Below are 21,781 nucleotides of genomic sequence, written 5' to 3'. Positions count from 1 at the left end.
GCCGGCACCGGCGACACCCCGCGGCCCCGGCCGGACACCCGTCCGGCCGGGGCCGCGGCCACATGCGCCGGCAGTCACCCGTCCATGCGCCGGCGACGCTCGTTGTGCCAGGCGATCGCGCGGCGGATGTCGGGCTCGTCCAGACCCGTGCGGCACGCCAGTTCGATCATGCCGAGGACCGGCGTGCCGGACGTCAGGACGCGGCTGATCTTGCCCGCCCAGAGTTCCTCCTGGACGAAGGGCCGCCGCCGGTAGGCGGCGCGGATCAGGTCCAGGTGCGCCTCGCAGCACGCGGTGACGCGGCGCAGACCGTCGTGCAGCGGATCGTCGGGACGCACGGCCGAGGAGTCCGCCACATGCCCCCGCACCGCCTCCTCCGGCGGGAACGTTCTCGCACACAGATCGCACAACTCCGGTGCGACGGGGGCGGACCGACGTGCGTGCCTCCTGCGTTTCCACATGGGAAGCTCCCGGTGGCCGACTGCGCTCAGCGTACTGCGCCGGCCCCGTCCCCACCCGGCGGCGGACGACGTCGCCCCCGCCCGGCCTACGGCACGCCCAGCTCGAAGAGGACGTACCCCGCGTACGACCCGGACGCCACCGCCGCCGTGCCCAGCACCGCGGCCAGCACGGGCCCGCTCAGCCGGCGCATGGCCAGGGCGAGCGGCACGTACAGCGGGAACAGCGGGAGCAGATAACGCGAGACGTTGCCGAAGTACTGCTGGGTGGCCATCACCATCAGGTACGACAGCACCGTGTACACCACCAGCACGGCCGGCGGGCGCAGCCGCACCAGCAGCACGGTCAGCACCGGCACCAGCAGCACCACCCCGACCCCGATGATGTCCTCCATCGGCATGGCGAACAGGTAGTCGAAGTGCCCGACCGGCACGGAGGTCAGCACGTCGAGGCTGTGCCGTCCGTAGTCGAAGGTGTGACCCCAGGCGCCCTCCTGGAGCTTGGTGTAACCGCCCCAGTCGCCCATCCGGTATCCCACCCAGGCCAGGTAGCCGGCCGTGCCCAGCGGGGCGATCGCCACGGCGGCCAGCGGACGCCGCCAGTCCTCCCGCCGCCGGGCCACCGCGAGCAGTCCCGCGACGGCGAGCGCGGCGACCAGGGCGACCGCCGTGGGCCGGGTCAGCCCGGCGGCGAAGGCCAGCACCCCGGCGGCCGCCCAGCGGCGGGTCGTCACGGCCCAGCAGGTCCAGGCGGCCAGCGCCGTGTACAGCGACTCGGAGTACACCGCCCACTCCGTGCCGGACCCCGGCCACACCGCCCACAGGCCCACCGCGACCAGCCCGGCCCGGCGTCCGCCCAGATGCGCGGTCACGGCGTGGACGCCGAGCGCGGCGACGAAGGAGCACACCACGGAGACGGTCATCCCGGCGCCGTACGGGCCGAGTCCGGTGACCTCCATGACCAGCCGCATCAGCGCCGGATACAGCGGGAAGAACGCCGCGGAGTCGCCCTCCAGGGTGATCAGTCCGGTCGCGCCGGGGACGGGCTTCAGGGCGGGGTCGTAACCGTGCAGGGCGATCTGCTGGTACCACCAGCCGTCCCAGCTCCCCAGCACGTCCCACGGGTGCGCGCCGCCGCCGAACCTGACGTGCTTCTCCCGGAAGTCGCCGGCGGAGTCCAGCAGGACCAGGAACACGGTGAAGCCCGTCAGCTTGAGCACCCCGTACACGGCGAGGACGGGCCCGAGGCGGGAAGCGAGGCGGCGCAGCCGCTCACGGGGGCCGGGCGCGGGCGGGGACGGGACGGCTGCCGGGTCGGCCCGGCGGGTCGTCGTGCTGCTCATGAGGCGGGGATCCCTGTCGTACGGGGGGAGCGGCGGCCGGGGAGGACGCAGGCGCGCAGGAGGTGGAAGCGGAGCAGGGCGGCGGCGAGGTTCGCGGCGACCAGCACCGTCAGTTCGGCCCGGGGACCGGCGGCGGGCAGGGCGTGGTGGAGGACGGCCAGCGCACCGCCGGTGAGGGCGAGACCGGCCAGGAGGGCCGCCAGTCCGCCGAGGTGATGGGCCGGCAGTCCCGCGCGCCCGCGCACGCCGAAGGTGAAGCGCCGGTTGGCGGCGGTGTTGAGGAGGGTGCAGAGGAGCAGGGCGAGCGCGTTGCCCGCCTGGGCCCCCGCGGCCGGACGCAGCAGGACGTACAGGGCGAGGTGCAGCAAGGTGCTGCCGGCCCCCACGGCGGCGAACCGGAGCAGCTGGGTGCGGCGGCCGGGCGGCGGGACCGTGGGGCCGGCGGCCGTCCTGGCGCCGCCCAACGCGGCCAGGGGCAGCCGGCCCCGGGCCAGCGCCCGGCCCAGCCGGGCCATGCCGCGCAGGTCCGCGAGCGCCGTGGGGAGGAGATCGACCCGGCTGTCGGGGTCGTCCACCCAGTCCACCGGCACCTCGTGGATGCGCAGCCCGGCCCGCTCGGCGATCACGAGCAGCTCCGTGTCGAAGAACCACTCGCGGTCCTCCACCAGCGGCAGCAGCCGCTCGGCCACCTCCCGCCGGACCGCCTTGAAACCGCACTGCGCGTCGGTGAACCCGACGGAGAGGGTGCCGCGCAGCAGCCCGTTGTAGCAACGCGAGATGATCTCCCGCTTCGGTCCGCGCACGACCCGGGAGCCGGGGGCCAGCCGGGTGCCGATGGCGAGGTCGGAGTGGCCGGAGATCAGCGGCGCGACGAGCGGGAGCAGCGCCGCGAGGTCGGTGGACAGGTCCACGTCGAGATACGCCAGCACCGGGGCGGGGGAGCGGGACCAGGCGGTGTGCAGGGCGCGTCCGCGTCCCTTCTCCTCCAGCCGCACCCACTGGGCGCCGGGCAGCTCCCCGGCCAGGCGGGCGGCGATCCACGGGGTGCGGTCGGTGCTCGCGTTGTCGGCGACCGTGATCCGGAAGGGGTACGGGAAGGTCTCCGCGAGGTGCGCGTGCAGCCTGCGGACGCAGGGTTCGAGGTCGCGCTCCTCGTTGTGCACGGGCACGACCACCTCCAGGACGGGCTCGGAGCGGTGGTGCTCGGGGCCGAGGGGCGGTGCGGACCGCCGGGCGGTTCTCATGCGGGTCCCTTTCCGGCGTACGCCTGGGGTCGCGGTGATGAGGTGGGGAGGCCGAGGCTGATCTGGACATGCCAAATACACCCGTCGAGTGGTCCGCGGGCGGGTCGGCCGGGCTCGCGGCCCGCCCGGGGTCATCCGCCCGGGGTCATCCGCCCGGGGTCATCCGCCCGGGGTCATCCGCCCGGGGTCATCCGCTCGGGGTCATCCGCTCGGGGTCATCCGCTCGGGGTCATCCGCTCGGCGGGGGAGAGGTCGGGGTGCCGCCGTAGCCGGGTTCCGTGGTGACCGGCCCGGTCGTCTCCGGCGGGGGACCGCCCGGTGTGCCGGGCTCGGACGTCCGGGGCGGCGGCAGTGACGCGCTCGGCTCCGTGGTGCCGGACGGGGTCCCGGTCGGTCCGCCGGACAGCGAGGGGGCCGTCGACCCGGTCGCCGGCAGGGGCAGGTCGGCCGGCGCGGGCCCGGAGCCGAGGTGGGGCAGCAGCGCCAGACCGACGCTCAGCCCGGCCACCGCGAGGGCGGAACCGCCCGCCCGCACCAGCACCCGCGTCCGGCGACGGGCCCGGATGCCCTGGTACAGGCGCGCCCGCTGCCCCGGTTCGAAGGGGGCGGGCGTCCGGCCCTCGCGCATCATGCGCGTCAGCTCGCGCTCGAAGTCGTCCATCGCTGCTCCCCTCACGTCACGGGCCGGGCGGAGTCGGACAGGATCTGCCGCAGCCGCGCCACGCCGCGCGACGCGTGGGAGCGGGCCGTGCCGACCGGGCAGCCGAGGGCCTGCGCCACCTGGCCCTCGGGCAGGTCCTCGTAGTAGCGCAGCACCACCGCCGCCCGCTGCCGGGGCGTCAGCAGGGCCAGCGCCGCTTCGAGGCGCGAGCGTTCGGCGACGGACGCGGACACGTCGCCCGGTCCGGGCCGGTCGGGCAGCTCGTCCACGGGGCGCTCCCCCCACCAGCGGCGGCGGGCCGACCGCGCGGCCAGCCGCACCAGCACCTGGCGGACGTACGCCTCAGGCGCCTGCTCGGCGACCTTCGGCCAGGCGAACCACAACTTCACCAGGGCCTCCTGCACCAGGTCCTCGGCGCGCTGGCGGTCGCCGCCGGTGAGCAGACGCGCGACATGCAGCAGCGCCGACCAGCGGGCGGCCACGAACTCGTCGAAGCCGTCGGCCCGAAACCGCTGCATCCCTTACCGCCCCGTGTCCGTGCAACCCCTTGCACCTGTAAGAAGACCCTGGGGCCGGGCAAACGCTGCAGTACACCCCTGTGACCCGCCTCACGTCCCGTGAAGGGTGCGGTCGTGTGCGCGGCCGCAGCGGCGCCGCACACACGAAAAGGGCAGTGCCGAGAGGCACTGAGCACTTTCAGAGTGGCCACCAGATGGGTGACGAGGCCGACACCCGCAACGCACGAGGCTCCCGTGCCGTTGAGAGAGGTGTTCGACGTCTCAACTCATCAGCACAGGAGCCTCGTTGGTTCCCTATCCTGCCTCACTCGACCTGCCTCACGCCCTGGTCGAGTGGGTAACCATGCTCATCGTCACCCGTGAGAGTGACCGCCGCTGCAAGCTCCCGCCTCACCAGCGGGCTCTCGTCGCCCTGGTCTACCTCCGGCGGCACGACACCCTCACGCAGCTCGCCGCGGGCTTCGGCATATCCGTCGGCACCGCCCACGCCTACGTCACCACCGTCGTCCGGCACCTGGCGGACAAGGCGCCAGGACTGCTGAAGGCACTTCGGGAGACGGACCCCGACTACGCGCTCCTGGACGGCACCCTTGCCGAGTGCGACCGGGTCGGCGACGGGCAGGCCGACTATTCGTCCAAGCACAAACGGCACGGCGTGAACGTGCAGGTCGTCACGGATCCTGCCGGGGAGGTCCTGTGGCTGTCCCCGGCGCTGCCGGGCCGGACCCACGACCTGACGGCCGCCCGCACTCACAAAATCATCCGAATCTGCGAACGCCAGGGCGTCCCGGTCCTCGCCGACATGGCCTACATCGGAGCCGGAGACTGGGTCACCACCGCCAAGCGCCGCCCGCCCAACGGCGAACTCACCCCCACCGAGCGGACCGTCAACCGGGCCCTGTCCGCGGCCCGGGCACCCGTCGAACGCGGAGTCGCCCGCCTGAAGTCCTGGCGAATCTTCCGCAGAGCACGCTGCAGCCCCAACCTCATGACTGTCATCGCCAGAGCCGTCCTCACTCTGGAGAGGCAGCGCTGAAAATGCTCACTGCCCTGCCGGTTCCCGAGCGGCCGGCCGAGAAGGCGGCCGACACGGCGACGGCCCCGGCGTTCGCCGGGACCGTCGAGGTCAGTGGGCGCCGGGGCCGCCGCTGCCGAAGCCTCCGCCGCCGCCCTCGTTCCAGCGGGGACGCCCCTCGCCGGCGCCGGTGCGGGTGCCCGCGTTGCCGTGGCCCTTCAGCTCGTGCGGGCTCAGCCGCTCCTCGGTCCGCGGCATCTCCTCCGGCTCCCGGTGCTCCCGTACCTCGCGGACCGGACCGCCCTCGGGCATCCGGGGCTGCTCCTCGGGCCGCGGCCGGTGCGAGTCGTTGTTGCGGACCCGGCGGCTGCCGAACAGGAACATGCCGATCAGCAGGGTCAGGACCGCGATCCCGGCCACCACCAGACCGACGCCCAGGGCACCGCGTCCCGCCGCCAGGTCGGCTGTCTGCATCGCGTTCATCATGTCCTCGCGGGTACCCCGGGTCCCCGCCCCGAACCAGATCGCCCCCGCCGGACCCGCCCGCGGGACGCCGTACAGCCCTTGGGAACGTTGGGCCGGCCGGGTTTGACGCCTCGCACGGGGGCAACCCGCGCGGTGTGACGACGACATCGCAGGAGGAGCTGTTCCGGTTCCTGGAGGACCGGTTCGCCTGCGCCCAGGCCTGCACCGAGTGCGCCCGGGCCTGCGCGACCCGGGCCGGCCTCGTGGACCCCGACGGCGCCGAGAACCAGGAACTCGTACGACGCAAGGGCATCATGTGCGCGGAGGTCTGCGACGCGACCTGCCGGGTGCTGTCCGAGCAGAACCAGGCCGACGAGGCCACCATCCGTATGCAGGTCGAGTGGTGCCGCCAGGTGTGCCTGGAGAGCGCCCAGATCTTCGACGGGCATCCCGGCGCGGAACGGACCGCGGAGGCCTGCCGCGCCTGCGCGCGGGCCTGCACCGAATTCCTCGCCACCCTCGACTGACCCCCTCCCGCCACGTCCCCGGCCGCCTCCCGGCCCCGTGGGCACTCGGGCGGGTTGTCGCCCTGCGGGGGAGGCCGGGTGGACCATGGCGGAGGCGTCGTGGTCCGTCCGGACCCGGCCGAGTCCCGCGAGGCGGCCGCCCTGCGCGAGCGGGTGTTCGGCGCCGGCCACCCGGATGCCCTGGTCGGCCGCCGTGCCGGGCCGGCTGGGCGATGGGCGCACGCGCTCGCCGAGTACCGGAGGGCGGCCGACGCCCGGGAGCGGGTCCTCGGCGCGGACCACCCCGACACCCTCGCCGCCCGTGAGGACGAGGCCCACCGCCCGGAGCGCCCGGGCCGTCCGGGAGAGGCGGCGGAGTTGTACGGGCGGGTGGCGTCGCTTCGCGGGCAGGGTCTGGCCGGAGGCGCGCGGTCCGTCACCCCGCCGGCCCCGGCCGGCCGTCCCGGTCCCCCTGGTCTCCTCTGGCCGCGGGCGATCGCCACGTGCTACGAAGAACCATGACCGCAGCTCAGGAGTCCCGGACGTACGACGCCGTCGTCGTCGGCGGAGGCCACAACGGCCTCGTCGCCGCCGCCTACCTCGCCCGTGCCGGGCGCTCCGTCCTGGTGCTGGAGCGGCTGGAGCACACCGGCGGCGCGGCGGTCTCCACCCGCCCCTTCGCGGGCGTCGACGCCCGCCTGTCCCGGTACTCGTACCTGGTCAGCCTGCTGCCCCGGAAGATCCTCGCCGACCTGGGACTCGACGTCCGGCTCTCCACCCGCGCCATCTCCTCGTACACCCCCGCCGAACGCGGCGGCCGGCCCACCGGTCTGCTCGTCGGCGGCGGCGAGGAACGCACCCGCGAGGCGTTCGTCCGGCTCACCGGCTCCGACCGCGAGTACCGGGCGTGGCGGGACTTCTACGACCTGACCGGCCGGGTCGCCCGCCGGGTCTTCCCCACCCTCACCGAGCCGCTGCCCACCCGTGCGGAGCTGCGCCGCACGGTGGACGACGAGGAGGCCTGGCGGATCCTCTTCGAGGAGCCCCTGGGCGTCGCCGTCGAGGAGCGCTTCGCCGACGACCTGGTGCGCGGCGTCGTCCTCACCGACGCGCTCATCGGCACCTTCGCCGACGCCCACGACCCCTCACTGAAGCAGAACCGCTGCTTCCTCTACCACGTCATCGGCGGCGGCACCGGCGCCTGGGACGTCCCGGTCGGCGGCATGGGCGCGCTCACCGACGCGCTCGCCGACGCCGCCCGCGCGGCCGGCGCGGTCATCGCCACCGGCCACCGGGCCGTACGCGTCGAGACCGACGGCCGTACCGCCGAGGTCACCCACCGCACGGCCGACGGCGAAGGCGTCGTCACCGCCCGGCACGTCCTGGTCAACGCCTCACCGGAGGAGCTGGCGCGGCTCACCGGTGACACGCCCCCGCCGCCCGCCGAGGGCGCCCAGCTCAAGGTGAACATGCTGCTCGAGCGGCTGCCCCGGCTCCGCGACAGCTCCGTCGACCCGCGCGAGGCGTTCGCCGGCACCTTCCACATCGCCGAGGGCTACGAGCAGCTGGCCGCCGCGCACGCCCAGGCCGCCGCGGGACGACTGCCCGACGCGCCGCCCTCCGAGATCTACTGCCACTCGCTCACCGACCCCTCGATCCTCGGGCCCGACCTGGCGGCGCGGGGCTACCAGACGCTCACCCTGTTCGGACTGCACACGCCGGCGCGGCTGTTCGAACAGGACAACGAGGCGGTGCGCGAGGAACTGCTGAAGTCGACGCTGGCCCAGCTCGACGCCCACCTGGCCGAGCCGATCGCCGACTGCCTCGCCACGGACGCCGACAGCCGCCCGTGCGTCGAGGCCAGGTCGCCGCTCGACCTGGAACGCGACCTCGGGCTGCCCGGCGGCCACATCTTCCACCGCGACCTGTCCTGGCCCCACGCCCAGGACGGCACCGGCCGCTGGGGCGTGGAGACGGCCCACGCCAACGTGCTGCTCTGCGGCGCCGGCGCGGTGCGCGGCGGCGGGGTGAGCGGGGTGCCGGGGCACAACGCGGCGATGGCGGTGCTGGAGGCCGGCCAGGACTGACGGCCCGGCCGGCCACGGCCGGCCGGGCCGTCAGTCCTGGCCGGCCGTGGCCCGGCCTCAGCCGTCCTCCCGGCTCCAGCCCTCCGCCCGCAGGCGCGCCGCGTCCGCGGGACGGGCCTCGTCGAAGAGCCGGCGGCGGCCCTTCTCGACGCGCAGCCGGTCGACGTAGGCGCCGCGCCCGACGTACAGCCGGTCCGTCGTGTACCGCCAGCGCACGACGAGCCCCGGGGCGGTCGGCAGATCGGCGGTGAGGTCGTGCCAGACGCGGCCGGACCAGCCGGTGGCCGTGCCCGTCGGGTGCCGCTCGGGCGCGGCGCCGCGCCGCCGCGTCGTGAACGGCACCGGCTCCCAGGCCGTCCCGCCGTCCGCCGATGACTCGAGGACCAGGACGTCGGCCCGCGGTTCGGTGTCCCACCACAGCGCGCAGCTCAGCCGGGCCGCGCCGGACGAGGTGTCCAGCGCCGGCAGCGCGAGGGTCGCCGTGGCCGCGCTCGCCATCCCCGAGAACCACGCCGTGCGCCCCCGGGCCGGACGCACCGGCACCGCGCGGGCCAGCTGGTTGGCGGCGGCCACCCGGGGCGCCGACCCGGACCGCCAGCTGCGCACCGGGTGCACGGAGTTGCCCAGGACGACGAGGAACGAGTCGGTGGTCGGGTCGAGCACCAGCGCCGTGCCGGTGAACCCGGTGTGGCCGGCCGTGCGGGGCGTGGCCATCGCGCCCATGTACCAGTGCTGGTGGAGCTCGAAGCCCAGGCCGTGCTCGTCGCCCGGGAACGCGGTGTTGAAGTCGGTGAACATCAGCTCCACCGACTCCGGCAGCAGGATCCGCTCCCGGCCGCGGACACCGCCGTCGAGCAGCGTCCGCGCGAGGACCGCCAGGTCCCACGCGTCGGAGAACACACCGGCGTGGCCCGCGACCCCGCCCAGGCTGTACGCGTTCTCGTCGTGCACCTCGCCCCACACCAGCCCCCGGTCCAGCCCGGCCCACGGCCTGCGGGCGTCCTCGGTGGCCGCGATCTTCGGCTTCCAGGACGCCGGAGGGTTGTAGCGGGTGCGGCGCATGCCCAGCGGCCCGGTGATCTCCTCGCGCAGCAGCACGTCCAGCGGGCGGCCGGTGACGTGCTCCAGCACGAGCTGCAGCGAGATCAGGTTCAGGTCGGAGTACAGGTACGCGGTCCCCGGCGGACTCGTCGGCGCCTCGTCGTAGACGCGCCGCACCTTCTCCTCGTACGTCGGCGCCGTGTACAGCGGGATCCACGCGCGGAACCCCGAGGTGTGCGTGAGCAGCTGCCGGATCGTCACGTCCTGCTTCCCGGCCCGTCCGAAGTCCGGCAGGTACGAGGCGACCGGCGCCTCCAGCGTCAGCCGGCCCCGCTCGATCTGCTGCACGGCGAGGATCGAGGTGAACAGCTTCGACACCGACGCCAGGTCGAAGACGGTGTCCTCGGCCATCGGTATCCGCTGCTCCGCCGGGAACTCGACGCCGGTGTCGGTCTCCTCGTCGTACGCCTGGTAGCGCACGGCCATGCCGATGGGCCGGTGCAGCGCGACCGTGTGCCCCCGCCCGGCGAGCAGAACGGCCCCCGCGTACCAGGGGTGTTCCGGGGAGGGCTGGAGGAACGTCTCGGCGTCGGCGACGAGTTGCTTCAACGGCTCGGGCCGCAGCCCGGCCCGCTGCGCCGACCCGTGCCGCAGCGCCGGGCGTCCGCCGCCACGCGGCGCGGCCGCCGCGGCTGCCGGATCCGCGGGCAACGAGGCGAACGCCAGCCCCCCGCCCAGCGCCAGCGCCCCCATGCCCACGTGCCGCCGACTGATCCCTCTGCCGTCCGCCATCCGTCCACCCTCCCGAGTCCAGCCCGAGCCGTCTGAAAGTAACTTCCGGACATCACTGCGCGAGATGAAACTTTCGTGTCAGGGGTGCGGGTTGTCAATGGCTGTGGACAACGGGCGGGCGGGGCCGTGCGAAGGCCGTCACTCCGCTGGAGGCCACCCGCCGGCCCGGACTGCGCACCGTGCTCACCGAGCGCGTCCGGGCGGACGTCGAGGCCGACGTCCACCACCGCGAGGGCTCCGGCCTCCCCGGTGACGCCACGGCCGTCAAGCTGCTGTACCTCGCCCTGACCTGGCTGGTCGTCGGACAGCTCACCCTGCCGGACGTGTTCACCCCGAGAACGGGACCGGCTGGCGGCGGCCGCGGCCGAGCGGACCGTGACCGGCGAGCGGCGGGCCGAGCCGCCCCGGGCGGGTCTCAGCCGCGCCGCTCCCGCAGGTCCACGATGCGCCGGATCTTGCCCACCGACCGCTCCAGCGACTCCGGGTCGACGATCTCCGCCTCGACCGAGACGCCGATGCCGTCCTTCACCGCCTGCACGATGGACCGGGCCGCCGCCTCCCGGGCCGCCGCGTCCGCGTCCGGGCGGGCCTCCGCGCGCACCGTCAACCGGTCCATGCGGCCGCGCGTGGTCAGCCGCAGCTGGAAGTGCGGCGCCACGCCCGGGGTGCGCAGCACGATCTCCTCGATCTGCGTGGGGAAGAGGTTCACCCCGCGCAGGATCACCATGTCGTCGCTGCGTCCGGTCACCTTCTCCATGCGCCGGAACACCCGCGCCGTGCCCGGCAGCAGCCGGGTCAGGTCCCGGGTCCGGTACCGGACGACCGGCATGGCCTCCTTGGTGAGCGAGGTGAACACCAGCTCGCCCCGCTCGCCCTCGGGCAGCACCTCGCCCGTGACCGGGTCGACGACCTCCGGGAAGAAGTGGTCCTCCCAGATGTGCAGCCCGTCCTTGGTCTCCACGCACTCCTGCGCGACACCCGGGCCGATCACCTCGGACAGCCCGTATATGTCGACCGCGTCGATCGCGAACCGCTCCTCGATCTCCCGCCGCATCTGCTCCGTCCACGGCTCGGCGCCGAAGACGCCCACGCGCAGGGACGTGGAGCGCGGGTCGACGCCCTGCCGCTCGAACTCGTCGAGCAGGGTGAGCATGTAGGACGGGGTCACCATGATGACCGACGGCTTCAGGTCCTGGATCAGCGTGACCTGCCGCGACGTCATGCCGCCGGAGGCGGGGATCACCGTGCAGCCGAGGCGTTCGGCGCCGAAGTGGGCGCCGAGGCCGCCCGTGAACAGGCCGTACCCGTACGCGATGTGGACGATGTCGCCGGGCCTGCCGCCCGCCGCGCGCAGCGACCGCGCGACCACGTCGGCCCACATGGACAGATCGTTCTCCGTGTAGCCGACGACCGTGGGGCGCCCGGTGGTGCCGCTGGAGGCGTGCAGCCGGCGGATCCGCTCGCGCGGGACGGCGAACATGCCGTACGGGTAGTTCTCCCGCAGGTCCGTCTTGGTGGTGAAGGGGAAGCGGGACAGGTCGGACAGCGAACGGCAGTCGTCGGGGTGGACGCCCGCCCTGTCGAAGGACTCCCGGTGGAACGGCACGTTCTCGTACGCGTGCCGCAAGGAGTTCCGCAGCCGCTCCAGCTGGAGGGCCCGCAACCCGTCGAGGCCGAGCCGTTCCGCCGGGTCCGGCAGGTCCGCCGCCTGAGTCATCAGGACCTTCCCTCCAACCGTCCTCTTGCCGTCGACCGATCATTCGGTCGTGTGCCACGGGCCCCAGTAACGCAGTCGACCGCCGTCCGGTGCAAGAGCCCGGCCTGCGCTTCTCCCCGACGGCGCGGTTCGAGGACGCGGCGACGACGATGCCCTGAGGGGCGCGGGGAACCGCGCGACCAGCCCCCACCGCCCCGCACCCGCCCCGCGACCGTCATCCGCACCCCTCCCACGGCCTGTCCGCAGGACATGACCCTCGCCAGGCTGGCGCCGACGGCAACCGGGAGGAGCACGGACGTGGCCGAGAGCACCACCCAGCAGCGCCCGCTCACGGGCTGGGACAAGCCCGAGCTGGACCTCGGCGACGCACAGGGGCAGTCCGGCAGCAGAGGTCTGGGCGACGTCCAGACCGCCTTCGTGGAGGGCTTCGTCGCCATGCGCAACAGTGGCCGTCCGGAGAACCCCTCCCTGATCTTCACCCCCGCCGAGTGGGGGGCCTTCGTGTCGGGTGCGCGCGAGGGCGACTTCGACCTGACCTGACCCGATCGGCGGCGCGCCCCGCCCCACGGACGTGTGCCGCGCGCTTTTCCGGACACGTGATGCGCAGAGAGCCACGCCGGACCCCACGGGGAACGGCGCGGACCCGATGCCGTATCCGGAGGCGAGGCACATGAACGACCAGCCGGTGGTCGCGGCGGTGGACGGATCCCAGGACGGACTGCGCGCCCTGGAGTGGGCCCTGGACGCCGCCCGGCGGCGCGGGGCGACGCTGCGCGTCCTGCACGTCCGCGCGGACCTGCCCCGAACCCGGCCGGAGGCGCGGGACGCGGGGCCGCCCGGCGCGGACGAGGACCCGGTGCTCGCACAGGCGCGCGCCCGGGTGGACGAGCTGGGCGGCACGCCGTCCGTCGATTACGTGGTGACGGAGGGCGTGCCGGGCGCGCTGCTGCCCGAGGCCGGCACGGAGGCCCGGCTGCTGGTGCTCGGCTCCCGGGGCCGCGGCGGCTTCGCCAGCCTGCTGCTCGGGTCGAACTCCCTGGCCGCCGCCCGTGACGCCGTGTGCCCGGTGGTCGTGGTGCCCCGGCCCGGCCGCGGCGGCGAGGAGGACGCGCCGGCCCGCCCGGACGGCCCCGTGGTCGTCGGGGTGAACGCCGACGGTCCCGACGCGGCGACGCTCGGCTTCGCCTTCGCGGAGGCCGCCCTGCGCCGCACCGGACTGCGGGTCGTCACCGCGTACCCGTGGCCGCTGCAGACGATGATGCTGCCCGGCGAGGTGCCGCCCGCGCAGGCCGACCAGGAGGCGATCGAGCACGAGACGCGCGTCCTCGCCGACGGCTTCCTCGCCCCGTACCGGGAACGGCACCCGGAGGTCGCCGCCGAGGTCGCCGTGGAGCCCGGCGACGCGGCCGGCCACCTGGTCGGCGAGTCCCGGGACGCCTCGCTGGTCGTGGTGGGCCGCCACCGCCGCCGCCTGTTCGCGCCGGCCCGCATGATGGGCTCGGTCACCCAGGCGGTCCTGCTGCACGCGCACAGTCCGGTGGCGGTCGTTCCGCCCGTGCCCGGGGAGGAGTGAGCCGGAAGACGCCGGACCGGGCGGCCGGCGGGTGGCCGAGAGGCCTCCGCCCGACCGTCCGGACCGCGTTCCGGCCACGTACCATGGCGGCATGTCGTTCCTCCGCCGCCGCAGTGCCACGCCCGCCGGGCCCGATTTCGACGTACTGGCCATGGACCCGGGCGACTGGCCCGGCAACCTGGGCGCGGGCCTGCTGCCCGCCCCCGACGGAACCTGCCACGGCGTCTTCCTGCGCTACGACCTGTTCGGCGGCCGCGGTCCCGCGATGATCATCGGCAATCTGCCCGAGGGCTCCCCGGCCCGTGACGTCCCCGAGGGCGAAGTGCCCTTCGAGGTCGGACAGCTGCTGCTGGCGCTGGAGAACGACGAGGAGGTCACCGTCGTCTCCACGGAGGACGTGCCGGTGATGCAGGGCGACAACCTGCTGATCGTGCGCCGCGTCAAGCTCTCCGAGAGCCGGATCTCCTGCGTGCAGTTCGACCGCAGCGACAACGTCCTGGTGACCATCGCCGCCTGGGACCGCCCGATCACCGACGACCTGTACGCCCTCCTCAAGCCGCTGCCGGCGGAGCTGTTCCAGCAGGGCTGACCTCACCCGCGGACGACGACGGGCGCCCCCGGACCGCACCGGCCCGGGGGCGCCCGTCGCAGGGCGCGCGCTCCCGCGCTACGACGACGAGACCGTCACGTCCGCCGCCCGCACGAAACCGACCCGGTGGCCGAACTGGATCTCGTAGTACTGCTCCTCGCCGCGCACCACCCGGTGCGAGGCCGGGTCGAAGGTCACCGCGTAGGAGTACTCGCCCGGCACCTTGCCGCCGGTCACGTACTTCTGCCCCGCGAGCACCCTGTACGGCAGCGCCGACACCGCCTGCACCGGCACCCCCGCCGGGTAGGCCGCCGCCTCCGGGTACGCGCGCCCGTACACCGGCACGGAGTCCAGGCCCTCGCGCGGGGTGACCACCTTCGCCCTGGCCGGCACGGCGACCGGGTTCCCCGCCGGGTTGCGGAACCAGGCCTTCTGGCCGAGGTACCAGATCGCGGTCCAGTCGCCCCACCGGCCGGCCACCGCGTACTGCTGTCCCGTGGACACCCGCGAGGACAGGTCGTTCACCCCGGTGGTCGGCGCGGAGCCGAGGCCGATGTCCTTGATCAGCGGGGAGTTCACGTCGTGGTCGGAGTACAGCCGCACCGCGCTCGACCCGTGCGGGGCGCAGGGCTGCCCGGCGGCCTCGCAGCCGGTGAACACCGGCCGGTGGGTGTCGTGGTCGGGCCGGATGGTGACGGCCCCGGAGCCCTTCCCGCCCGTGGCCTTCAACGGGCTGCCCAGCAGCTCGAAGTAGTGCCGCCAGTCCCAGTACGGGCCGGGATCGGTGTGCATGCCCGGGATGGTGGCGGCGGTGGTGCCCGGGACCGTGTCGTGGCCGAGGACGTGCTGCCGGTCCAGCGGGATGCCGTGCTTGCCGGCCAGGTACCTCACCAGCCGGGCAGAGGACCGGTACATCGCCTCGGTGTACCAGGCGTCGGGATCCGTGAGGAAGCCTTCGTGCTCCAGGCCGATCGACGCCGCGTTGACGTACCAGTTGCCCGCGTGCCAGGCGACGTCCTTCGCCTTCACGTGCTGCGCGATGTGACCGTCGGTGGAGCGCAGGCTGTACTGCCAGGACACGTAGGTCGGATCCTGGACCATGTGGAGGACGCCCTCCCAGGCGCCCTCCGTGTCGTGCACGACGATGTACCGGATCCGCTGCGAGGCGGGCCGGTTCCCCAGGTCGTGGTTGCCGTAGTCGCCCTCGCCGAACTCCTCGGCCCTGTTCTCCCGAAGCTACGGCGAAGTGACAAGTAGCTCTCTGTAGCGGACTTGGGATGTGTTTGTCAGCGTTTTTGATCTTCTGGGCTCGTCGAAGGCCTTGCTCGGCGAGGTTGGTCCGGTCGTGACGACCGGAGGGAGCGCGGGATGCGGCAGGTGTGGGAGCCGGAGGACCTGATCGAGGTCTGGACGCTGCTGGAGGACGACCAGGAGCGCCTGCGGAACAAGTCGAGGGCGAACCGGTTGGGGTTCGCGCTGTTGCTGAAGTTCTTCGAGGTGGAGGCCCGGTTCCCGGAGGACGCCGGGGAGATGCCGGTGCCGGCGGTGTCGTACGTCGCCCAGCAGGTGAAGGTGCCTGCGGAGGAGTGGGCCGCGTACGACTGGTCGGGACGGGCGATCAAGCGGCACCGGATGGAGATCCGGGGCGCGTTCGGATTCCGTGAGTGCTCCGAGGAGGACCAGGCCCAGCTCGCCGAGTGGCTGGCGGTCGAGCTGTGCGGGGTGGAGCTGAACCGGGACCGGCTCGCGGAGGCGGTGGTGGCCCGCTGCCGCAAGGACCGACTGGAGCCGCCGACCCCAGGGCAGATCGCCCGGCTGGTGGGCAAGGCGGTCAGCGTGTTCGAGGAACGGTTCTGCGCGGCCACTGCGGGCCGGCTGTCGGCGGCGACCCGGCCCCGGCTGGACGACCTGATCGCCGAAGATGCCGGAGCGGACGAGGAGAGCGCGGGTGGCGGGGGCACCTTCTTCACCGAGCTGAAGGCGGACCCGGGCGCGCTGGGGCTGGACAGCCTGCTGGCGGAGGTGAACAAGCTCCAGCGGGTGCGAGGGCTCCAGCTCCCGCCGGAGCTTTTCGCGGACGTGTCGGAGAAGCTGGTCGAGGCCTGGCGGGCGCGGGCGGCGAAGGAGTACCCCTCGGACCTGCGGGCGGCGGCCGGACCGGTGCGGTACACGCTGCTGTCGACGCTGTGCCACGTGCGGGAGACGGAGATCACCGACTCGCTGGTGGAGCTGTTCATCCAGCTCGTGCAGAAGATCAACACGCGGGCGGAGAAGAAGGTCGAGGGCGAGTTCAACAAGGAGATGAAGCGGGTCCGCGGCAAGGAGGGCATCCTGCTGCGGCTGGCGGAGGCGGCGGTCGCGGAGCCGGGCGGCACGGTCCGCAAGGTGATCTATCCGGTGGCCGGGGAGTCCACGCTGAAGGCGCTGGCGGCGGAGGCTGCGGCGAACGAGGCTCGCTACCGGGCCCGGGTGCGTACGGTGCTGCGCTCGTCGTACTCGGGTCACTGGCGGCGGATGCTCTCGCCGCTGCTGAACGCGTTGGAGCTGAAGTGCAACAACACGGCCTACCGGCCGGTGATGGACGCCATCGACCTGCTCAAGCGGTATCTGGATCAGCCGATCGCCAAGGAGGGGGCGTTCTTCGATGAGGCGGAGAAGATCCCGCTCGCGGGGGTGGTGCGCGAGGAGTGGCGCAAGGCGGTTGTGGATGAGCGGGGCCGCGTGGAGCGCATCCCGTACGAGCTGTGTGTGCTGGTGGCGCTGCGAGACGCGTTGCGGCGGCGGGAGATCTGGGTGCCGGGGGCGAACCGGTGGCGGAACCCGGAGGACGACCTGCCGCCGGACTTCGAGGACAACCGCGACGTGCACTACGACGCGATCCGCCAGCCACAGGACCCGGAGAAGTTCATCGAGGCCTTGCACAAGCGGCTGCGCGAGGCCCTGACCCGCTTCGACACCGCGCTGGAGCTGGGCATCACGGGCGGGGTAGACATCGTGCGCCGGCACGGTGAGCCATGGATCAAGGTCTCGCCTCTGAGTAAGCAGGAGGAGCCGGAGAACCTGGTCGCCCTGAAGGCGGAGATCGAGCGCCGCTGGGGCACCATCGACCTGATCGACATCCTCAAAGAGGCCGAGTTCGCCACCGGCTTCACCGGCGAGTTCACCTCGGTCGCCACCAGGGAGGCGGTCCCGAAGGCGGTGCTGCGGCGCCGGCTGCTGCTGGTGCTGTTCGCGCTGGGCACGAACATGGGCATCAAGCGGGTCGCGGTCACCGGCAAGCACGGCGAGAGCGAGGCCGTCCTGCGCCGGGTGCGGCACCTGTTCGTCAACCGGACCAACCTGCGCGCGGCGCTGGTGCGGCTGGTCAACGCCACCTTCGCCGCCCGCGACGCGACGTGGTGGGGCGAGGGCACCGCCTGCGCGAGCGACTCGAAGAAGTTCGGCTCCTGGTCGAGCAACTTCATGACCGAGTGGCACCAGCGCTACCGCGGGCCCGGCGTAATGATCTACTGGCACGTCGAGAAGAAGTCACTGTGCGTCTACAGCCAGCTCAAATCCTGCTCGGCCTCCGAGGTCGCCGCGATGATCGAGGGCGTGCTGCGGCACTGCACGGACGTGGAGATCGACCGGCAGTACACCGACACACACGGCGCCTCCATCGTCGGGTTCGCCTTCGCCCACATGCTCGGCTTCAACCTGCTCCCACGGTTGAAGAACGTCGGCTCGGCGCGGCTGTACCGGCCGGCGGCCGGTCAGGACGAGAAGTGGCCGAACCTGGCGCCAGTGCTGTCGACCAAGACGATCGACTGGGACCTGATTGGCCAGCAGTACGACCAGATCGTGAAGTACACCACCGCCCTGCGCCTGGGTACCGCCGAGGCCGAGCAGGTCCTGCGCCGCTTCACCCGCGGCGGGCCCAAGCACCCCACCTACCGGGCGATCGAGGAACTGGGCCGTGCGGTGCGTACGGCGTTCCTCTGCGACTACCTCGCCGACGCCGACCTGCGCCGCGAGATCAACGACGGCCTCCAGGTCGTGGAGAACTGGAACTCCGCCAACCACGACCTGTTCTACGGCAAGGACGGCGATCTGACCGGCTCCGACAAGGAGTCCCAGGAGGTGTCTATGCTCGCCCTGCACCTGCTCCAGTCCGCGCTGGTGCACGTCAACACCCTGCTCCTCCAGGACATCCTGAGCGAGGAGAAGTGGCAGCAACGGCTCACCGACGCCGACCGGCGGGCACTGTCCCCGCTGTTCTGGACTCATGTGAACCCCTACGGCCGGTTCGAGCTGGACATGAATTCCCACCTCGACCTCACCGCCGCGACGTCTATGGTCCCCGGGCCCCGTGCCGCGTCCGATACGCGGATTCCCGGACTGGCGGCGCAGGGTGCGGCCGGGTCGGCATCCTGATGGTCCGTACTCCCGGCGTTGTCCAGGGAGCGATTAAATCGTTCTTTAGGGTGAGGCGCCGGGTCCGGGGCCAGCAGTTTCTTGCGGGACCGCGGAAAGCACAGGCAAGGGCGGTCTCTCGGAGTCACTGCCTGTGACTCCGAGAGACCGCCCTTGCTCGACTCGGCGGTCACCGCTGCCGCAGTGCGGTCAGGAGGCACCGTCTGCGTCATCCCGCGCGGCTCGGCCGCGCGGGTTATTCCGGCATCCGCCGAACCAGAAATGTCAGACCTGCGTGACCGCTTCGAAGACGGTGACGCGGTTGTCGTCGGAGAGCGAGTGGGTGGGGTCGGCGTGCGCGGCGCGGAATGCCTCCGACGAGGTGTAGGCGGTGAATGCGGCGTCGTCCTCGAAGTCGAGGACGGCCAGGTAGCCGTGTGCGCCCTTGCGGGGACGCAGCAGCCGTGCGTTGCGCAGCCCCGGCACGTCGGTAAGGGTGGCGCGCATGCTGGCGGTGAAGTGGTCCTCGAACGCGCCCTGGGCGGGCGCGGCGACGGTGAACTCGGTGACGGCTGTGATCATTTCTGTCTTCTTCCGGTTGTTGGCGTGGTGTCGGTGGCTGTCCCGCCCGGCCGAGGCGCGCACGGCGATGGCGATGATGTGCACCGCGTGTCCGATCGAGTCCCTCTGCGGGGTGCGGTTACAGGGCTGGAGTCGGGGTCGGGGCCGCGGTCGGCTGAGGGAGCCTGCCTGTGCGGCGGGCCCAGATTTCGAACGCGACAGTCATGAACGGGGGTACGGCGGCCAGCAGGGCGAAGATCGTGGTCCGGCCCAGTCGCCACTTCAGCCGGATCGCGACCAGGACGGTCAGGAACACGTAGACGATGAAGGCGGCACCGTGGAGGGTGCCGAAGATCCGTACGCCGAGTTCGGTGGTTTCGGGGATGTACTTGAGGTACATCCCGACCAGCAGACCTGCCCACGTGCACGCTTCGATGACCGCGATCCAGGTGAACGCGCGCAGCAGACGGCTGGAGCCGGTTTCGGCAGTCCGTGCGGCCGGCACGTCGGCGGAAGGCGGTTCGGAGGTGGGCGTGGAAGGCGTCTGCGGGGTGCCGGGGCGTGCGGGCCACAGGGCGCGGTCGCCGAGCAGGCGGACGATGGCGGGGACCAGGAGAGGGCGGATGAGGAAGGTGTCCAGCAGGATGCCGAAGGCCATGGCGAAGCCGAACTGGAACAGTTCGCGGATCGGCTGGGTCATCAGGACGGCGAAGGTCGCCGCGAGGATGAGGCCCGCGGAGGAGACGACGCCGCCGGTGCGTGTCAGGGCGGCGGTGATCGCCTTCGCCGGGGGCTGGGTGCGCAGTTCCTGCTTGAACCGGCTCATGATGAAGATGTTGTAGTCGACGCCGAGCGCGACGAGGAAGACGAAGATGTACGCGGTGACGCGGTTGCCGATGCCGTCGTCACCGAGGACGGTCACGGTGAAGAAGGTGGTGGCGCCCAGGGTGGCCAGGAACGACAGGATCAGGGTCGCGACCAGGTAGAGCGGGGCAAGGAGCGAGCGGAGCAGCAGGACGAGCACCGCGGTGACGATGGCCAGGACCAGGAGCACGATGAAGGTCGTGTCGCGGTCGAGGGCGGAGCGGATGTCGGCGTTCTGCGCGGTCTCGCCGCCGATGAGCACCGTGGCGTCCTGCACTCCGGCGGCCTGGGCTGCGGATTGCGTGGCCTGCTTGAGGGGACCGATCGCATCGAGTGCCTTGGAGCTGTAGGGGTCGAGGTCGAGGACGACCTCGTAGAAGACGGTCTTGCCGTCCTTGCCCATGCGGGGGTCTGCGACACGGCTGACGTGATCGGCATCGGTGAGCGCGGTGGCGATGTCGGCGGGTGCGGGGCCGGAGCGCAGGTTGTCCTGGGCATGGACGACGACGGTACTGGGGGCGATTTCGCCGGGCCCGAATTCCTCCTGGATGAGGTGCTGTCCGTGCTCCGACTCGGTGGCGGCGCGGAAGCCGCTGAGGGTGTTGAAGCTCTCCTGGTAGCCGAGCAGTCCCGCGCTCAGCACCACGAGGAGGGCGATCACGGCCGAGGCCACCTTGACGGGGGCCCGTGCGACCAGGGCGGCGATGCGGTGCCAGATGCCTGCGCCGCGACTGCGTTCGGCGGCCTTGTCCACGCCCCCGGGCCAGAAGACGCCCCTGCCCAGCAGGAGGACCAGGGCGGGGATCAAGGTGAACGCCACCAGCGCCATGACGGCCACGCCCAGGGCGAGGTACGGTCCGAAGCCGTGAAGTGCCGGGGATGCGGCCACGAGCAGGGCGAACATGGCGAGCACGATGGTTGAGGCGCTGGCGAGGACGGACTCGGCGGTGCGGCGCACGGCGGTCTGCATCGCGCGGGCGCGGTCTGGCTCGTCGAGGAGGGTCTCGCGGTAGCGGGCGGTGATGATCAGCGCGTAGTCCGTGCCCACCCCGAACAGCAGCACGGTCATGATCGAGGCGGTCTGGGAGCTGACCGTGATGACTCCGGCGTCCGCGAGAATCGCGCCGAGGGTCTCCGCCACGCGCATAGCCACGCCCACGGCAAGAAGCGGTACGAGCGCCATCAGGGGCGAGCGGTAGATCGCCAGCAGGATGATCAGGACGAGCACGATGGTGGCCAGTAGCAGGACTTTGTCACCGCCGCTGAAGACCTTCACGGTGTCGGTGGCGATCCCGGCGGGGCCGGTCACCGCGACGTCGGCGGGCCCGGCCCGGTCGGAGGCGAGGTCACGCACCTTGTCGACCGCGTTCTGGAAGGACTCGTCCGAGGGGCTTCCCTTCATGGGCACGATGACCAGCTGGGCACCGCGGTCCTGCGAGACCAGCTCGGCTACGGCGTCGGGAGCGGTCACCGTGGAGACCACGCTCACGACATGGTCGGGTCGGCTGGTTCCGGAAAGGGCCGAGGTGATGGCGGCGACCGCCTGTGTGGCGCTCGCCGCGGCGTCGGTGCCCTTGCCGCGGACCACGATGATCGCCGGCGTCGCGTCCTGGCCCGGAAGCTGGGCGCGGACGAGATCACGGGCCTTCATCGAGTCCGAGGCGGCGGGCGGCAGGTTGGCGGACGCGTTGTCCTCGACGGATTCCAGGGTCGGGGCGACCCCGGCGAGGAGGCCCGCGATCAGGACCCAGAAGGCCACCACCACGGCGGCGCGTTTCTTCGATCCCAGGAGACATCGGAGCAGAGCGGGGGAGTTCATCGGTTGCATCGGGCAGCCTTCGGCAGGAAGCACGGACAGAACTTAGCGACAGGGTGTCTCTAAGTTGTGTCAAGCTAACACGCTCTCTCAGCCTCCCGGGCGTGGGGGTAGGTTGGCGGGAGACGGCACAGTGTCC

At 72.7% G+C, this 21,781-nt stretch carries 17 protein-coding genes and 3 pseudogenes; 9 read left to right on the top strand and 11 right to left on the bottom strand.

Annotated elements, in window-relative coordinates:
* Window positions 1-74: 74 nt before the first annotated feature.
* The 5 genes from ACWH4W_RS24420 to ACWH4W_RS24400 all read right to left on the bottom strand — a co-directional run bounded on the left by ACWH4W_RS24420 (window position 75) and on the right by ACWH4W_RS24400 (window position 4,224).
* The gene (locus ACWH4W_RS24420; RefSeq protein ID WP_473078000.1) at window positions 75-368 is read right to left on the bottom strand and encodes a hypothetical protein; all 294 of its coding nucleotides are present in this window, start codon (window positions 366-368) and stop codon (window positions 75-77) included.
* A 179-nt stretch (window positions 369-547) separates the two neighbouring features.
* Entirely contained in the window at window positions 548-1,801 is a 1,254-nt protein-coding gene (locus ACWH4W_RS24415; protein ID WP_473077999.1) for a hypothetical protein, read from the bottom strand.
* Window positions 1,798-3,045, bottom strand: coding sequence for a dolichyl-phosphate beta-glucosyltransferase (locus ACWH4W_RS24410; protein WP_473077998.1), 1,248 nt, complete (start codon window positions 3,043-3,045; stop codon window positions 1,798-1,800). Before ACWH4W_RS24410 ends, ACWH4W_RS24415 begins: the two co-directional genes overlap by 4 nt.
* A 229-nt stretch (window positions 3,046-3,274) precedes the next feature.
* Window positions 3,275-3,706 (bottom strand): cellulase, encoded by a 432-nt coding sequence (locus tag ACWH4W_RS24405; protein WP_473077997.1) that lies wholly within the window; start codon window positions 3,704-3,706, stop codon window positions 3,275-3,277.
* An 11-nt stretch (window positions 3,707-3,717) separates the two neighbouring features.
* On the bottom strand, window positions 3,718-4,224 hold the full coding sequence (locus tag ACWH4W_RS24400; protein ID WP_473077996.1) for a SigE family RNA polymerase sigma factor: 507 nt from the start codon (window positions 4,222-4,224) through the stop codon (window positions 3,718-3,720).
* A gap of 286 nt (window positions 4,225-4,510) precedes the next feature.
* Here ACWH4W_RS24400 and ACWH4W_RS24395 point away from each other — a divergent pair, with 286 nt between their 5' ends.
* Window positions 4,511-5,260 (top strand): transposase family protein, encoded by a 750-nt coding sequence (locus ACWH4W_RS24395; protein ID WP_473077995.1) that lies wholly within the window; start codon window positions 4,511-4,513, stop codon window positions 5,258-5,260.
* Between the two features lie 90 nt (window positions 5,261-5,350).
* On the opposite strand, the gene ACWH4W_RS24390 is transcribed toward ACWH4W_RS24395, so the two are convergent.
* A complete protein-coding gene (locus ACWH4W_RS24390; protein ID WP_473077994.1) occupies window positions 5,351-5,713 on the bottom strand; it encodes a DUF6479 family protein in 363 nt (120 codons plus the stop codon).
* A gap of 146 nt (window positions 5,714-5,859) precedes the next feature.
* Between ACWH4W_RS24390 and ACWH4W_RS24385 the strand changes: the two genes are divergently transcribed.
* The 3 genes and pseudogenes from ACWH4W_RS24385 to ACWH4W_RS24375 all read left to right on the top strand — a co-directional run bounded on the left by ACWH4W_RS24385 (window position 5,860) and on the right by ACWH4W_RS24375 (window position 8,297).
* Window positions 5,860-6,231: a four-helix bundle copper-binding protein gene (locus tag ACWH4W_RS24385; RefSeq protein WP_473077993.1), complete on the top strand. Its 372-nt coding sequence runs from the start codon at window positions 5,860-5,862 to the stop codon at window positions 6,229-6,231.
* Between the two features lie 117 nt (window positions 6,232-6,348).
* Window positions 6,349-6,639 (top strand): annotated as a pseudogene (locus tag ACWH4W_RS24380) (tetratricopeptide repeat protein); the annotation flags it as partial.
* A gap of 89 nt (window positions 6,640-6,728) precedes the next feature.
* Window positions 6,729-8,297 carry a phytoene desaturase family protein gene (locus ACWH4W_RS24375; protein WP_473077992.1) on the top strand — a complete coding sequence of 523 codons (1,569 nt, stop codon included), beginning with the start codon at window positions 6,729-6,731 and terminating at the stop codon, window positions 8,295-8,297.
* A 57-nt stretch (window positions 8,298-8,354) separates the two neighbouring features.
* Here ACWH4W_RS24375 and ACWH4W_RS24370 read toward each other — a convergent pair whose 3' ends face one another.
* Window positions 8,355-10,130: a serine hydrolase domain-containing protein gene (locus ACWH4W_RS24370; protein ID WP_473077991.1), complete on the bottom strand. Its 1,776-nt coding sequence runs from the start codon at window positions 10,128-10,130 to the stop codon at window positions 8,355-8,357.
* A 146-nt stretch (window positions 10,131-10,276) separates the two neighbouring features.
* Here ACWH4W_RS24370 and ACWH4W_RS24365 point away from each other — a divergent pair.
* Window positions 10,277-10,508 (top strand): annotated as a pseudogene (locus tag ACWH4W_RS24365) (TetR/AcrR family transcriptional regulator); the annotation flags it as partial.
* Window positions 10,509-10,545: 37 nt separating this feature from the next.
* Here the strand turns inward: ACWH4W_RS24365 and paaK are convergent.
* Window positions 10,546-11,847, bottom strand: coding sequence for a phenylacetate--CoA ligase PaaK (paaK, locus tag ACWH4W_RS24360; RefSeq protein WP_473077990.1), 1,302 nt, complete (start codon window positions 11,845-11,847; stop codon window positions 10,546-10,548).
* Between the two features lie 297 nt (window positions 11,848-12,144).
* Between paaK and ACWH4W_RS24355 the strand changes: the two genes are divergently transcribed.
* From ACWH4W_RS24355 to ACWH4W_RS24345, 3 genes are all read left to right on the top strand, one after another.
* A complete protein-coding gene (locus tag ACWH4W_RS24355) occupies window positions 12,145-12,387 on the top strand; it encodes a DUF397 domain-containing protein (protein ID WP_473077989.1) in 243 nt (80 codons plus the stop codon).
* 130 nt (window positions 12,388-12,517) lie between these two features.
* A complete protein-coding gene (locus ACWH4W_RS24350) occupies window positions 12,518-13,420 on the top strand; it encodes a universal stress protein (RefSeq protein ID WP_473077988.1) in 903 nt (300 codons plus the stop codon).
* A 91-nt stretch (window positions 13,421-13,511) separates the two neighbouring features.
* Window positions 13,512-14,009, top strand: a complete 498-nt coding sequence (locus ACWH4W_RS24345) for a glycosyltransferase family protein (protein ID WP_473077987.1) — start codon at window positions 13,512-13,514, stop codon at window positions 14,007-14,009.
* A 78-nt stretch (window positions 14,010-14,087) separates the two neighbouring features.
* On the opposite strand, the pseudogene ACWH4W_RS24340 reads toward ACWH4W_RS24345, so the two are convergent.
* A pseudogene (locus tag ACWH4W_RS24340) lies at window positions 14,088-15,227 on the bottom strand (N-acetylmuramoyl-L-alanine amidase); the annotation flags it as partial.
* Window positions 15,228-15,377: 150 nt separating this feature from the next.
* Here ACWH4W_RS24340 and ACWH4W_RS24335 point away from each other — a divergent pair.
* On the top strand, window positions 15,378-18,422 hold the full coding sequence (locus tag ACWH4W_RS24335; protein WP_473077986.1) for a Tn3 family transposase: 3,045 nt from the start codon (window positions 15,378-15,380) through the stop codon (window positions 18,420-18,422).
* A gap of 264 nt (window positions 18,423-18,686) precedes the next feature.
* Here the strand turns inward: ACWH4W_RS24335 and ACWH4W_RS24330 are convergent, their stop codons facing one another.
* Window positions 18,687-18,983, bottom strand: a complete 297-nt coding sequence (locus ACWH4W_RS24330; RefSeq protein ID WP_473077985.1) for an antibiotic biosynthesis monooxygenase family protein — start codon at window positions 18,981-18,983, stop codon at window positions 18,687-18,689.
* A gap of 118 nt (window positions 18,984-19,101) precedes the next feature.
* The gene (locus ACWH4W_RS24325) at window positions 19,102-21,645 is read right to left on the bottom strand and encodes an MMPL family transporter (protein ID WP_473077984.1); all 2,544 of its coding nucleotides are present in this window, start codon (window positions 21,643-21,645) and stop codon (window positions 19,102-19,104) included.
* Window positions 21,646-21,781 lie beyond the last annotated feature (136 nt).

The sequence above is a fragment of the Streptomyces sp. DSM 120436 genome, from assembly GCF_055778765.1.
The sequence above is the reverse complement of the archived record's forward strand: the minus strand, read 5'-3'. Positions and strand labels throughout refer to the sequence as shown.